Genomic DNA, 14,391 nt, shown 5'->3' on the forward strand with positions numbered 1-14,391 from the left:
CCGCTATGCACTTTTCCTGGAATTGCCTTAGTCCGGTCCGCGATGATTGCCGATTCAACGGAACAGGTCATGCCTTGATCTAATCATGTTCTCAAAGCTTCCGGAATGGGATATTGATCCTTGATGCGTGGGGCCGCATTCTTACAGATCTGGCCTACAGATCTGGATAGACCGGGGGGTACATGTCCGATATTCCGCTGTTTTCTGAGCGCCTGAGCCGGCGCACGTTCCTCGGTGCATCTGCCTTGGGCGCGGCTTCCGTGGCTCTTTCGGCGTGCACCACGACGGATGTGGGGCCGCCGCCGCCGGTGGCGGCACCGCCAAGCGATCCGGCTTTCGGCGATACCGCAAGCATGTATGCGGCGCGCACCGATGAGGGCTATCAGCTGCCGGCAATCCCGGTCGCTAAGCTCGATCCGAAGTTCGTGCGCCAGATCGTGTCCGATCCGACCGGAGAAAAACCCGGCACGATCGTCGTCGATGTCTCCGAGCACTTCCTCTATCTGGTGCGCGACGGCGGCAACGCAATCCGCTATGGCGTCAGTTTAGGCAAGGCCGGCTTCGGATGGACCGGCAGCGCCGTGGTTCAGGCGAGGAAGAAGTGGCCGGTCTGGACGCCGCCGCCGGAAATGATCCAGCGCCGGCCGGAACTGGCGAAATACAAGGACGGCATGCCGCCTGGCCCACAGAGCCCGCTCGGCGCCCGCGCGCTGTATCTGTTCCGCGACGGCAAGGACACGATGTACCGGCTGCACGGCACGCCGGAGTGGGATTCCATCGGCAAGAACGCATCGTCGGGCTGTGTGCGCTTCATGAACCAGGACATCATCGACCTCTACAGCCGGATCAACGGCCCAGCACAGGTCTTCGTGCGCCCCAATTTGTCGGCCGCCGGCAAGATCATGGCCGTGTCGAACAGGACGGCCGAGCCGATCGATGCGGGCGTGCCAAGGGACGCGGAAATGTTGAAGTAAGAGCCTTCGCGACCTGCTCAGGCGGACGCGCACGGCGCGTCCGCCTGAGCAGGTGTCGTTACTTCTTGGCCAGACCCGGAAGCGTGACCTGATAGACCAGGAACATGGTGTCGACATCGGCGCCGTCCTCGGCCTTGTAGGGCGCGCCGACCTGGAAGCCGTCCTGGGCGAGGAAGTCGTTGTCGTTGGCGACGAACAGGAAGTAGTCGTCGGGCAGCTTCGGATCGAGAACGCTGACCACCGACATCGCCTCCCACTTCTCCGACAAATTGTTCTTGTCGTTCGGCGCGCCATTGTGCAGGCCGAAGCGGCCGAGTTCGGCACTGTCGTTGATGTCGATGAACGGCGTCAGCTTGGCCGGCGTCACCGACGGGTCGAGCACGCCCTTGGGCGCCAGCGGTTTGTCGGCGGCATCGAAGGCGCCGCCGGCGATGTCGGTTGCGGCCGAGACGTCGACGACGAAGATCTGGCGCACCAGCGAGGTGTCGCCCTTCAGCCCCTGGCCGTTGCCGCTGTCGCGCGTCAGCATCAGGAAGGTGTTGTCGGAGAGCGCTACGATCTCGCTTTGCGCGGCGATCTTGGTCTTGCCCTTGGCATCCTTGAACACCGGCAGCGGCACGACATACTCATGCGCCAGCTTGAGATGGCCGAGGTCGGATGCGTCGTAGACCAGCGCCCTGGTGTTCTGGCGGGTCGAGCCGGAATCGCCGCCATCCTGGCGAGGCGCCGACTGCAGCACGGCGATCAGGAACTTGCCGTCCGGCGTCATCGCCATGCCTTCAAGACCCTGGTTGTTCTGGCGGCCGGTATCGGGATCCTTCGGATCGGGTTCGGCAGCACCTGGGCCTGGATTGTCCGAGGCAAAGTTCGGCGCGCCGTGACGCATCGGCACCAGCGCAGCCGGTGGCTGGGTCGCCGACAACAGATGTCCGTCGGCGGAGAACCGATAGATGTTCGGGCCGTATTCGTCGGAGATGAACATCGAACCATCGGGCAGCCGCACGATCGCCTCGTTGTCGAGCGCCAGCTTGCCATTGTCGGCCTGCGGCAGGATCGGCATGTCGCCGCTTGCCGCGCGCACGCCGTTGAGCGGATCGAGGCCGGTGGCATCAGCGCCCTTGTCATCGGTGAGCAGCATGGTGTCGGCAAGCGTCGCCTTGACGCCCGTCTGCTCCTGGCCGGCTGCGGGTGCCGCGCCCGGTGCGACCGGGGCAAATTCGATGCCGATCGTGTTGAGGCGCGGCCGGTAGTCGGTGGTGCCGACGACATTGTAGCCACGGTCCGGCAGCAGCCAGAGCGAACCCTTGTAGCCGGCGGCGTCATGCGTCCAGCCTGATGTGTCGATCGCCATGCCGGAACCGGAGCCGAACGTCTCGCCGAACTTGTCGCGCTGAGCGGCCGGGATGCGGCCGACGCCGACCAGCCCCTTGTTGACGAGGCCGCCGACGGTCGCGGTGCTGTCGGCGAGCGCCGGCGTCAAGGCGGAGAACAAGGCCAGCGCGACGCCGAGCGACGCGGTTCGGTACAGGTGTTTCATGGATAATCCTCTTTGTGACAGATGTGCCGGAGCGGCCGCGGGACGAAAAGCTGAAAGAGGTGCGACATCGATGATGCCGCGCGCGCCTCCCCGAAACGCGGTCTACGGCGCGAACATGATGCTTGCGTGACAGCGCGCCGTGCATGCCCGCCGTCTTCTTCACGCGCCGCTAAAAACGTGCGCCTGGCGGGAAGAATTGATCACTCCGTCAGGCTCTGGTTGACGAAAAGCGGTGTGCTCGCACCGCACTAGACACTTATGTCCAGTGCGTATATGGTCCAGCCTTCGGACCAACCGTGGAGGGGAAGCCTTGAAGTCGCACTACCGCGCAGTCGTCATCGGGGGTGGCGTGGTCGGGGCCTCGGTCCTCTACCATCTGACGCGATTCGGCTGGAGCGATGTGGCGCTGATCGAGCGTGCCGAACTGACGGCCGGCTCGACCTGGCACGCGGCGGCCGGGTTCCATGCGCTCAACGCCGACCCCAACGTGGCGGCGCTGCAGGACTACACCATCAATCTCTACCGCGAGATCGAGGCCGAATCCGGCCAAGATATCGGCCTGCACATGACCGGCGGCGTCAACATCGCCAGCGATCCCGCGCGCTGGGAATGGCTGAAATCGGCCTGGGCGGTGTTCCAGTCGGTCGGCATCGAGACAGCGCGCCTGGTCACGCCCGACGAGATCAAGGCGATCTGCCCGATCGTCGACGTCACCGGCGTTCTCGGCGGCCTCTATGATTCCAACGAAGGCCATCTCGACCCGTACGGCACGACGCACGCCTATGCCGGTGCTGCAAAAAAGCGCGGCGCCGACATCATCCTGCGCAACCGGGTCGTCGAGCTGAAGGCGCGCGCCGACGGGCGCTGGGACGTCGTCACGGAGCAGGGCACCATCATCGCCGAGCATGTCGTCAATGCCGGCGGGCTGTGGGCAAAGCAGCTCGGCCGCATGGCCGGCGTCGACCTGCCGGTGACGCCGATGGAGCACCACTATTTCATCACCGAGGACATTCCCGAGATCGCAGCACTCGACCGGGAAATCGGTATCGCCGTCGATCTCGATGGCTTTTCGTATCTGCGGCAAGAGCGCAAGGGCGTGCTGCTTGGCGTCTACGAGCAGAACCCAAAGCACTGGAACATGGATGGCGCGCCGTGGGACTACGGCATCGAGCTGATCCCGGAAGACATCGACCGCATCAGCCCGGAACTCGCCAAGGCGCATGAGCGCTTCCCTTGCCTGGCGACGGCCGGTATCCGCAAATGGGTCAACGGCGCCTTCACCTTCACGCCGGACGGCAACCCGATCGTCGGGCCGGTGCGCGGGTTGAAGAACTACTGGGTCGCCTGCGGCGTCATGGCCGGTTTCAGCCAGGGCGGCGGCGTCGGCAAATCGCTGGCCGAATGGATGATATATGGCGAGCCGCAGGCCGACATCTTCGGCATGGACATTGCCCGCTACGGTGCCTTCGCCGCCAACCGCGAATATCTCAGGCAGACGACGCGCCAGTTCTATTCGCGCCGCTTCGTCATGACCTTTCCCAATGAGCGGCTGCCGGCTGGGCGGCCGCTGAAACGCCCCGGCGCCTATGATGGGATGAGCGCGGCGGGATGCGAATGGACGGCGTCCTGGGGGCTGGAAATCCCCGCCTATTTCGCGCCGATGGGTTTTCGCGAGAACACGACGCTGCGCCGTTCCAATGCCTTCGACATCGTCGGCGACGAGGCGCTGCAGGTGCGCCGTGCCGCTGGTCTGGTCGATATCTCGGCCTATTCGCGCTATGCGGTCTCGGGGCCTGGCGCTGAAGCGTGGCTCGACCGGCTGCTCGCCTGCAAGCTGCCGAAAGCGGGACAGGCGAGGCTGGCGCCAATGCTCGGCCATGACGGGCGGCTGAAGGGCGACCTCACCGTGTTCAACTGGGGCGGCGGCGACTACTGGCTGATGGGCTCCTACTATCTCCGGGAATTCCACATGCGCTGGTTCGAGGCCCATGCAGCGCAGGGCGTCACCGTCACCGACCTTTCCGACACGATGAGCGGCTTCCTGCTGACCGGGCCGAATGCGCGCAAGATCCTGGAGCGCACGACGCATCAGGACGTGTCCGGCGCAGCATTGCCATTCATGGCCTGCGGCGCATTCGACATCGGCATGGTGCAGGCACGTGTAGCGCGGCTGTCGATCGCGGGCGAACTCGGCTTCGAGATCAGTTGCCCCGCGACCATGCATGCCACTCTGCGCGAAACGCTGCTGGCCGCGGGCGAGGATCTCGGCCTTGCCGAAATCGGTTACTATGCGCTCAACGCATTGCGGCTGGAAAAAAGCTTCGGCATCTGGTCGCGCGAATTCACGCAAGGGTATACGCCCGGCCTGACCGGCCTCGACCGCTTCATCGCTTTCGGCAAGGGCGATTTCATCGGCCGCGAAGCGGCGCTGAAGGAGCGGAAGGCGGGCAGCGGCCAATGCCTGGTGACCTTGGACATCGATGCGCTCGACGCCGACGCCAGCGGCTTCGAGCCGGTCTGGCACCAGGGCCGGCGCGTCGGCTTCGTCACGTCGGGCGGCTATGGCTATACGGTCGGCAAGAGCCTGGCGCTGGCGCTTGTCGACCGCGATTTCGCAGGCGAGGGCACCGCGCTCTCGGTGCATGTCGTGGGTGAGGAGCGGCCGGCGCGTGTCGTCGCGGCCTCGCCCTACGATCCCCTGGGCAAGGCGATGCGGCAATGAGGAGGATTTTCTGATGGTCGATGACGCGGCACGGGACACAAGGCGCGAACGCCGGCGTGGACGCACGGGCGAAGCCGGCAGCGAAAGCAGCCGCCGGCCCAACTATCATTCGCTGAAGAACCCGTTCCTGCCGCAGCCGATCTTTTCGGATGATCAGGTGGCTTCGATCCACGACACGGCACTGCGGGTGCTGGAAGAGCTTGGCATCAAGGTGCTGCTGCCGCAGGCGCGCGAGCATTTCGCCCGTGCCGGCGCCCTGGTCGACCCTGACACCGACATGGTGCGCATCGGCCGCGACATGGTGACGGCGGCACTTGCCTCGGCGCCGAAGTCGATCCACGCTTATGCCGGTTCGCGCGCCCGCGATCTGACGCTCGAGCTCGGCTCGATGACCTTCCTGGCCGGGTGCGGGGCGCCCAACGTCACCGACCTCGAGCGCGGCCGGCGGCCGGGCACGCTCGCCGATTTCGAGGATCTGATGCGGCTGGTGCAGCATTTCGACGTGCTGCATATGCTGGGACCCTGCATCGAGCCGCAGGATGTCGACAACCGCTTCCGCCACTACGCCGTCAACCGCGCGCAGCTGACGCTGTCGGACAAGTTTCCGTTCATCTTCGCGCGCGGCACGCCGCAGGTCGAGGACGGCTTCGAGATGCTGCGGCTGGCGCGCGGCCTGTCGCAGGACGAGTTTCTGGCGGGCGCGCATTGCTACACCGTCATCAACACCAACTCGCCGCGCCAGCTCGACATTCCGATGGCGCAAGGCATCATCGACTTCGCCCGCGCGGGCCAGGTCTCCGTCATCACGCCGTTCTGCCTGGCGGGCGCCATGGCGCCGATCACGGTCGCCGGCGCGCTGACGCTGCAGCATGCCGAGGCGCTGGCCGGGCTGACGCTAGCGCAGATCGTGCGGCCGGGTGCGCCGGTCGTCTACGGCTCGTTCTCCTCCAATGTCGACATGAAATCCGGTGCGCCGGCCTTCGGCACGCCCGAGCATGTCAAGGCGACGCTGGGCGCCGGTCAGCTGGCGCGCTTCACCGGGCTGCCCTGGCGGTCCGGCGGCGGCAGCGCGGCCAACATCTCCGATGCGCAGGCCGCGCACGAAACGCAGTTCGCGCTGTGGGGCTCGGTGCTGGCCGGAGCGACGATGTGCATCCATGCCGCCGGCTGGCTTGAGGGTGGCCTCAGTGTCTCCTTCGAGAAACTGATCACCGATATCGAGGCGCTGCAGACGGTGGCTGAACTTTGTGCCGCGACGCCCGGCGACACCGATACGATCGGTTTCGAAGCGATCGCCGAGGTGCAGCCGGGCGGGCACTTCTTCTCGGCCGGCCACACCATGGCGCGCTACCGCACTGCTTTCTACGAGCCGCTGGTGGCCGACTGGTCGAATTTCGGCAATTGGACGCAAAGCGGCTCGAAGACGGCAAGCGAGCGCGCCACCGGGGTCTGGAGGCGCGCCCTTGCCGATTTCGTGCCTCCGGCGACGGCTGTTGCCACATCAGGCGTGCTGGATGAGTTCATCGCGCGGCGCACGGCAGAGGGCGGAGCGGCGCCGGTGTCGTAAAACACGGCAGTCGCGTAAGCGCCTGCCGCAACTTTCGCGATGTGATCGGTGCCGGGGTCATTGGCAATCGGCGCATGCCGTGCAGAGATGTGCGGCATGCGCGAGGCCTTGATTGCAGTGGTGATCTTCCTGTGCCTGGTGGCAGCGCCGCTGGTCAGCATGGCGATCTGGCCCAGGCTGCCGGCCAGGCATCGCGACGACGATACCAACACCGTGGTCCGGCTGGCCGCCAATCTGTTCGGGGTCATGACCTCGCTGGTGCTCGGCCTGATGATAAACTCGGCCAAGAACACCTTCGAATCGATCGACCACAATGTGCACGCCTATGCGACGGAGATGATCCTGCTCGACAGGATCTTGCGTCAGTATGGCCCTGAAGCCGACGCGGTGCGCGAACCGCTCACCGCCTATGTGCAGAGGGTGGCGGCCGGCTCGTCGCGAACCAGCGAGACCCCCGTTGTCGCTAACCAGCTGTCCGAACGCCTGCTGACGGAGATCGGCACCCGGCTGAGCGCGCTGGCGCCGGCGGACGCGGCGCGCGGCTCCATCTTGCAGGATGCCCGCCAGCGCCTGCAGAAAGTTCTTGAATTGCGCTGGGTGCTCATCGAGCAGTCGGAGGGCGCGATCCCCTGGCCGCTGATCGCCATGCTGGTTGCGTGGCTGGCGCTGATCTTCGCCAGCTTCGGCTTCAGGGCGCCCCGCAACGCGATAACGGTTTCGACCTTCGTGGTTTCGGCCGCGCTGATCGCCGGGGCGCTCTACCTGATCCTGGACATGGACGTGCCGTTCTCCGGCCCGATCCAGATTTCATCGGCGCCGCTGGAGAGGGCGCTGGCTGAATTGCAGCGATGATGCGGAACCGGCGGCATTCCCGGGCATTCATGGGAATGGCCAACGGAGGACGACATGGGATTCGACCAGTATCACGAACCGCCTGAAGAGCTGACGCAGAAGGTGCGGACCTTTGCCCGCATGATCACCTCGCTGATCGAGGAGGCGGAAGCGATCGGCTGGTACGAACAGCGCATGTCGGTGGAAAAGGACCCGCAGGCGCGCGCCATCATGAAGAACGCGCAGGGCGAGGAGTTCAAGCATTTCGGCATGGATCTCGAATTCCTGCTGCGCCAGAAGAAGGACTGGCGGGCGGAACTGAAGGAAATCCTGTTCACCACGGGTGACATCGTCAAGGCCGGCGAGAAGGGCGAGAAGAAGGTGGACTAGGGTGTGTTGATATTCAGGTGAGGCGGGCCTGCAAACGATGGCTTTCTGCGCTTCCGGTGCTCACGGACCCGAATGTCCGCTCCGCTCCGGTTCTCGAAAGCCATCATTTTCGGCTCGGCCTGACCTGAATCTCAACACACCCTGGCTCAGCGTTTGATAAATCCGCCTGGTCCTGCGGCTTCGGTCAATCGCTGTCGCGCGCGACCAGTTCCAGCGGCCAGACTTCGCGGATGATCCGTGGACCCTCCGGGCCTGCGAAGGCGGGAAGCGAGGCCAGCAGCATTTCGGCCAGCCGCTGTCCCATCGGCTCCAGCGCTGGGCGGAAGGCGGTCAGCGCCGGCGAAAAATAGCGGCAGAGCGGCGTGTCGACGATGACGGTCACCGCCATGTCGTGACCCGGCCTGATGCCCATCTCGGCCAGCGCCTTGCAGCCGCCAAGCGCCATCGCGTCATTGTTGAAGATGATGGCGGTCGGCGGGTCCTTGGCGCGCATGACCTGCGGCGTCACCGCGTAGCCGCCGGCCTCGTTGATGAAGCCGGACGCGATCAGCTCGGGGTCGACCTCGATGCCGTGCCGCCGCAAGGCCTTGCGGTAGCCGGCCAGGAACAGATAGCCGAAGTTGAGGTCGAGCGACGGGCGGATAGCGGCGATGCGGCGGTGGCCGCGCGCCACGAGGCGGTCGACCGCGTCGGCCCCGGCCTTCTCGAAATCAAGGTCGAGGGAAGGGTAGGACTTGGCCCCGGAACGGCTGCGCCCAAGCGTGGCGAACGGAAAGCCGGTCTGGGTGAGATAATCGATGCGCTCGTCCTCGCGCCGCGTCCAGGCCAGCAGCACCGCATCGGCGCGGCGCGTCTCGACGACACGGCGCAGGCGCTCCTGCTGGTAGTCGCCCGGCGCGCCCATCACCACGATGAGGTCGAGCCCGCTTTCGGCGAGCCTGGCCTGCAGCCCGATCAGGAACGGAATGAAGAACGGTTCGCCATATTGCTGGTCGCCCGGATGCGGCTGCAGCATGAACGCGATCGAATGGGTGGCGCCTTGCCGCAGACTGCGGCCCGACTGGTTCGGCGAATAGTTGAGCGTCCTGGCCGCCTCGAGCACGCGCTTTCGTGTGTCGGCGTTGACGTCGGCGCGACCGTTCAGCGCCCGCGACACGGTGCCGATCGAAATGTTCAGGTGACGGGCAAGGTCGTGAATGCTGGACGCCAAGTGACTGTTCTCCCCCTTGCTTGGCTAGCACCGGTAGCCGCTCAGGCCAAGGTGAGAAGACGATTTTCGCGAGCGGCCAATTGACATTCTACGCCTTCGGGTGTGTTCTCGTAAACGTTTACGGAAAAACGTTTACGGTCCTGCCGTCAACGCCGTGACGATCGGTCTGGAGGGACCGAGCGGAGGAGGAGCGCCGGATGATCAATGCCGTCCTGGTCGGCTGCGGAGCGATGAGCAAAGCCTGGCTCGATGCCGCGAGGCAAGTCGACGGGCTCGCCATTGTCGGCCTTGTCGACCTCGACGCCGACAGGGCGCGGGCGAGGGCGCGCGAATACAACCTCACCAATGCCGTCATCGGCACCAGTCTCGACGCCGTGCTCGACCAGACCAAACCGCAAGCGGTGTTCGATGTGGTGGTTCCCGCCGCCCGGCGCGCGGTTGCGCTTTCCGCCTTTGCCCACAATTGCCATTTGCTGACGGAAAAGCCGCTCGCCGACAGTCGGGAGAATGCGCGTGCCATCGTCGAGGCTGCCCGCCGCGCCGGACGCATTCATGCCGTCGTCCAGAACCGCCGCTATGTCGCCAATGTCAGGCGGATCAGGCGCTTTCTCGCGTCCGGCGCCATCGGTGCGCCGACCAGCATCCATGCCGACTTCTTCGTAGCGCCGCATTTCGGCGGTTTTCGCGAGGAGATGGCCCATGTCCTGCTGCTCGACATGGCGATCCACACATTCGACGCCGCCCGCTACATGGTCGCCGGCGAGCCGTCCGGCGTCTATTGCCAGGAATGGGAGCCGGCCAATTCCTGGTACCGACAGGGATCGTCGGCCAGCGCCGTCTTCGACCTCGGCGGCGGCAAGGTTTTTACCTATGCCGGCTCCTGGTGCGCCGACGGCTTCCGCACCAGCTGGGAAGGTAGCTGGCGCATCGTCGCCGAGCGCGGCAGCCTGACCTGGGACGGCAATGATGCGTTGAAGGCAGAAGTGGTTGTGCCGGGCCGCGACGGGATTTTCGACAAAACGCAGACGATCGAGGTGCCGCTGCTCGACGCATCCGACAGCATCGGCGGCCATCTCGGCATCATCAGGGATTTCATCCACGCCATCGAGACCGGCACCGAGCCGGAAACGCGTGGGAGCGACAACATCAAGAGCCTGGCCATGGTTTTTGGCGCTATCGAAAGCGCCGAAACCGGACGCCGCGTGGCGATCGCAGAGGACGCACAATGATGCCAAACCCGCTTCTCGACATCCGGATCGGCACCATGGTGCGGGCCAATCTCGACGACCCGGCGGCCTACATCAAACAGATCCTGCCGCTCGGCTTCGAGAGCATCCAGCCCTTCTTCTGGCAGACGCTGGGCGGCAAGGATTTGCCACGGCTGGCCGGTGATATCCGCGAGGCGATCGGCGATGCCGACGTCACCGTGTCCTCGCTCGGCGTGTTCGGCAATCCGCTGGAGGATGGCGAGGTCGATCGCGGCGTGCTCAAGGCCTGGGAAACAGTGATCGACAACGCGCATCTGTTCGGCGCTTCGATGGTCAGCGGCTTCACCGGCCGCCTGCGCGGCAAGAAGCTGACCGACAGCCTGCCGCGCTTTCGCGAAGTGTGGGCGCCCCTGGCAAAGCGCGCCGCCGACAAGGGCGTGCGGATCGCCTTCGAGAATTGCGCGATGGACGGCAACTGGGCGGCCGGAGACTGGAACATCGCCCACAATCCCGACGCCTGGGAGCTGATGTTCAACGAAGTGCCCGACGACAATCTCGGGCTGGAATGGGAGCCCTGCCACCAGCTCGTCTATCTCATCGACCCGATGCCGCAGATCCGCAAATGGGCGCCGCGCATCTTCCACGTCCACGGCAAGGACGCGACGGTGCGCTGGGACGTCATCCGCGAGCATGGCGTGTTCGGCAGTTTGCCCTTCGTGCAAATGCGCACGCCCGGCTTCGGCGACAGCGACTGGACGCGGGTGATCAGCGAATTGCGGCTGGCCGGGTACAAGGGCGCCATCGACATCGAAGGCTGGCACGATCCGGTCTATCGCGGCGATCTCGAAATCACCGGACAGGTGCGCGCGCTCGAGTATCTCAAGCTATGCCGGGGAGGAGCGGCCTATCTGCCCAACCCGGTGTGAGGATCGGCCGGCGGGAGGAGCCGGCCGTCAAGTGGTACTGCCGAAGTAATCGACAGAAAGCCCCTCGGCTGACGAGGGAAACAATGGGAGGAACGTGCATGAGCATCGCGATCAGAACGACACTTCTGCGCTCGACCGTCGTGGCCGCTGCCACGGCGCTTGCCGCTGCAATCTCCACCTTGCCCGCACAGGCGCTCGACGCCCAATGGTGCAAGGACGTCCACATCCGCTTCTTCGTCGGCGGCGCCGAGGGCGACGCCTTCGGTACCATCGTCTATAATGGCGCCAAGCAGGCGGCGGCCGATCTCGGGCCTAAGGTCGACTACATCTTCTCGGGCTGGGACATCGAAAAGATGGTGCAGCAATTGCGTGAGGCGGTCGCGGTCAAGCCTAACGGCATCGCCATGATGGGTCATCCGGGCGACGCGTCGATCATGCCGCTGGCCGAACAGGCGCATAAGGACGGCATCAAGATGATGTACCAGAACGTGCCGTTGCCGACGGTGACGGCGGCGTTCGGCGGCGGCTATGTCGGCGCCCAGCAGGAGCCGCAGGGCCGCGCGCTCGGCGCCGAGGCGTTCAAGCTGGCCAAGCTGAAGAGCGGCGACAAGGCGATCATGATCGGTCCGTTCGACAACGAAAGTCGCGGCGCACGCGAGCGTGGGACAGTCGCCGCTCTGAAGGAGGCCGGCATCGACGTCATTCAAATCAATTCGGTGCCCGAATGGGCAGCCGATCCGAACCTCGCGATTCCGGTGATCACCGCAGCACTGCTCAACAATCCCGGTGTCAAGGCGGTCGGCTATCCCGGTGGCCAGATGCTCGGCAACGTGCCGACCTACATGCAGGCGGCGGGGCGGAAGCCCGGCGAGATCTTCAACTTCGGCTTCGACACCAGCCCGCAGATCGTCGAGGGTTTCAAGGGCGGCTGGGTGCAGCTGACCGCCGACCAGCAGCCATTCCTGCAGGGCTATCTGCCGATCCTCAGCCTCTGCCAGCAGGTGGTGCTGGGGCTGGCGCCGATGAATGTCGACACCGGCGCCGGTTTCGTCACGCCGCAGAATTACGAGATCGTCGCAGAGCTTGCCAAGCAGGCGCTGCGCTGACCTCCCAAGCCGTCGGCCGGGATCAGGCCCCGGCCGGCGGGACCGCTGGCGACAATCAAGCGAGGATCCGATGGCCGAACGCCTTATCGAACTGCGCGACATCAGCAAATCCTATGGCCAGGTTTATGCACTGGGCGGGGTCAATCTCAGCGTCGACCGCGGCGAGGTGGTCGGCCTGATCGGCGACAATGGCGCCGGCAAGTCGACCCTGATCAAGATCCTGTCGGGCGTGGTCAAGCCGACGAGCGGCGAGATCCTGGTGCGCGGCAAGGCGGTGACCGGGTGGAGCGCGGCGCGCTCGCGCGAGGCCGGCATCGAGACGGTGTTCCAGGACCGGGCGCTGGCCGTGCAGCAGACGATCGTGCGCAACATCTTCATGGGCCGCGAGCTCACCGGCTTTCTCGGCTGGATCAAGGTCAACAAGGAGATCGAGGAGGCGAGCCGGCTGATGCGCGAGATCGGCTTCACCTCGAAGGTGTTCACGCCGCAGTCGATCGTCGGCCAGCTGTCGGGCGGCGAACGCCAGGGTGTGGCGATCGCCCGCGCCATCTACAAGCAGGCGGAGCTGATCGTCCTCGACGAGCCGACGACGGCGCTGTCGCTGACCGAAACCGCCAAGGTCTTCCACTTCGTGCGCCAGGTGCGGGCGAGCGGCCGCTCGATCCTGTTTATCGGCCACAACATCCATCATGTCTTCGATATCGCTGACCGCTTCGTGGTGCTGGACCGTGGCAAGGTCGCGCTCACGACCGACCGCAGCCAGGTCAAAACGGCGGAAGAACTCATCAATTTCATGGAAGAGGTCGCGCATCCGGGCGGATTGGCCGGACTGCACGATGCAGGCGACGCGGAGCAGAGAGCACGATGAGCAAGACCATGGAGCCCGATCTGCACGAGCCGGTTGCCGGCCTTCCTCGCCCCGGTCCCCAGAAGGAGTGGAAGCACCCATCCGACCACTGGATGCGCGGCTTCATCCTAGACAACCGCGCTTCGCTCGGCACGCTCGGCGTGTTCATCGTCATGATGGCGGTGTTCATGGTCGCCAACCCGACCGTCTTCACCACCTGGTACCTCTACCGTTCGGTGCTGACGACGCTGCCGGTGGCGCTGTTCGTGGTGGTGCCGCTGGTCTTCGTCGTTACCTGCGGCGAGATCGACCTGTCGTTTCCGGCGACGATGGGTTTTGCCTCCTGGGTGTTCGCGCTGGTCGTGCAGGCCGGCTACGATCCGTTCCTCGGCATCGTCGCGGCGCTGATCACCGGCATGCTGCTCGGCTTCCTGGTAGGCTCGCTGGTCGTCTATGGCGGACTGTCGTCGCTGATCGCGACGCTCGGCATGAATTTCCTGCTGCGCGGCCTGATCCAGATCATCAACGAAGGCAAGTCGATGGCGCTGACCGGCCTCAGCGACAGCTGGGCCTACACGATCTTCTCCAGCCAGTTCCTGGGCATTCCGGTGCAGATCTTCTGGGCCATCGGCTTCGTCGTGCTGTCGGCGATGCTCTACAACCGCCACCGCTTCGGCGCGCAGGTCAGGGTGGTCGGCGACAATCCCGACAGCGCCCAGCAGATGGGCATCGACGTCAAGCGCGTGCGGGTGAAAGTGTTCGTCTTCGTCGGCATCGGGGCGGCGATCGCCGGCACCTTTTCGGTGATGATCAACTTCACCTGGTGGCCGACCGCCGGCGACGGCTATCTCCTGCCGGTGCTGGCCTCGGTGTTCGTCGGCGGCACGCCCACCTGGGGCGGCATCGGCACCGTGGTTGGTGGAGCGATCGGCGCGGTCACCGTGTCGTTCATCCAGACCGGCGTCGTGGCGGCGGGATTGAGCGGCTTCTACGTGCAGTTCTTCAACGGCCTGATCATCATCCTGTCGCTGCTGGGGCACAAGTGGAACCAGGCGCGGTATAGGTGAGGGCTG

General features: G+C 65.2%; 12 protein-coding genes. 10 read left to right on the forward strand and 2 right to left on the reverse strand.

Annotated features, from left to right (window positions below; all coding sequences use genetic code 11):
* The first annotated feature begins 182 nt into the window (after positions 1–182).
* Positions 183–974, forward strand: a complete 792-nt coding sequence (locus HB777_08195) for a L,D-transpeptidase (GenBank protein ID QND63883.1) — start codon at positions 183–185, stop codon at positions 972–974.
* A 58-nt stretch (positions 975–1,032) separates the two neighbouring features.
* Here the strand turns inward: HB777_08195 and HB777_08200 are convergent, their stop codons facing one another.
* The gene (locus tag HB777_08200; GenBank protein ID QND63884.1) at positions 1,033–2,511 is read right to left on the reverse strand and encodes an esterase-like activity of phytase family protein; all 1,479 of its coding nucleotides are present in this window, start codon (positions 2,509–2,511) and stop codon (positions 1,033–1,035) included.
* A 310-nt stretch (positions 2,512–2,821) separates the two neighbouring features.
* On the opposite strand from HB777_08200, the gene HB777_08205 reads away from it, so the two are divergent.
* Genes HB777_08205 through HB777_08220 form a run of 4 tightly spaced genes read left to right on the forward strand, consistent with a single transcriptional unit; the run spans position 2,822 to position 8,021 of the window.
* Positions 2,822–5,233, forward strand: coding sequence for an FAD-dependent oxidoreductase (locus HB777_08205; GenBank protein QND63885.1), 2,412 nt, complete (start codon positions 2,822–2,824; stop codon positions 5,231–5,233).
* A 13-nt stretch (positions 5,234–5,246) separates the two neighbouring features.
* The gene (locus tag HB777_08210) at positions 5,247–6,800 is read left to right on the forward strand and encodes a trimethylamine methyltransferase family protein (protein ID QND63886.1); all 1,554 of its coding nucleotides are present in this window, start codon (positions 5,247–5,249) and stop codon (positions 6,798–6,800) included.
* Between the two features lie 48 nt (positions 6,801–6,848).
* Positions 6,849–7,652, forward strand: coding sequence for a DUF4239 domain-containing protein (locus tag HB777_08215; protein QND63887.1), 804 nt, complete (start codon positions 6,849–6,851; stop codon positions 7,650–7,652).
* A gap of 54 nt (positions 7,653–7,706) precedes the next feature.
* Positions 7,707–8,021 (forward strand): hypothetical protein, encoded by a 315-nt coding sequence (locus HB777_08220; GenBank protein ID QND63888.1) that lies wholly within the window; start codon positions 7,707–7,709, stop codon positions 8,019–8,021.
* A 184-nt stretch (positions 8,022–8,205) separates the two neighbouring features.
* Here HB777_08220 and HB777_08225 read toward each other — a convergent pair whose 3' ends face one another.
* Entirely contained in the window at positions 8,206–9,231 is a 1,026-nt protein-coding gene (locus tag HB777_08225; protein ID QND63889.1) for a LacI family transcriptional regulator, read from the reverse strand.
* Between the two features lie 197 nt (positions 9,232–9,428).
* Between HB777_08225 and HB777_08230 the strand changes: the two genes are divergently transcribed.
* The 5 genes from HB777_08230 (at position 9,429) to HB777_08250 (ending at position 14,385) form a co-directional block, all read left to right on the forward strand.
* Entirely contained in the window at positions 9,429–10,460 is a 1,032-nt protein-coding gene (locus HB777_08230) for a Gfo/Idh/MocA family oxidoreductase (GenBank protein ID QND63890.1), read from the forward strand.
* Complete coding sequence (locus tag HB777_08235; protein ID QND63891.1) at positions 10,457–11,365, forward strand: sugar phosphate isomerase/epimerase; 909 nt, start codon at positions 10,457–10,459, stop codon at positions 11,363–11,365. The genes HB777_08230 and HB777_08235 overlap by 4 nt, the downstream gene beginning before the upstream one ends.
* Positions 11,366–11,463: 98 nt before the next feature.
* On the forward strand, positions 11,464–12,471 hold the full coding sequence (locus tag HB777_08240) for a sugar ABC transporter substrate-binding protein (GenBank protein ID QND63892.1): 1,008 nt from the start codon (positions 11,464–11,466) through the stop codon (positions 12,469–12,471).
* 70 nt (positions 12,472–12,541) lie between these two features.
* A complete protein-coding gene (locus tag HB777_08245; protein ID QND63893.1) occupies positions 12,542–13,339 on the forward strand; it encodes a sugar ABC transporter ATP-binding protein in 798 nt (265 codons plus the stop codon).
* Positions 13,336–14,385, forward strand: a complete 1,050-nt coding sequence (locus HB777_08250) for an ABC transporter permease (GenBank protein QND63894.1) — start codon at positions 13,336–13,338, stop codon at positions 14,383–14,385. Before HB777_08245 ends, HB777_08250 begins: the two co-directional genes overlap by 4 nt.
* The last annotated feature ends 6 nt before the right edge of the window (positions 14,386–14,391 follow it).

It is taken from the genome of Mesorhizobium loti (genome assembly GCA_014189435.1).
Classification (GTDB): domain Bacteria; phylum Pseudomonadota; class Alphaproteobacteria; order Rhizobiales; family Rhizobiaceae; genus Mesorhizobium; species Mesorhizobium loti_G.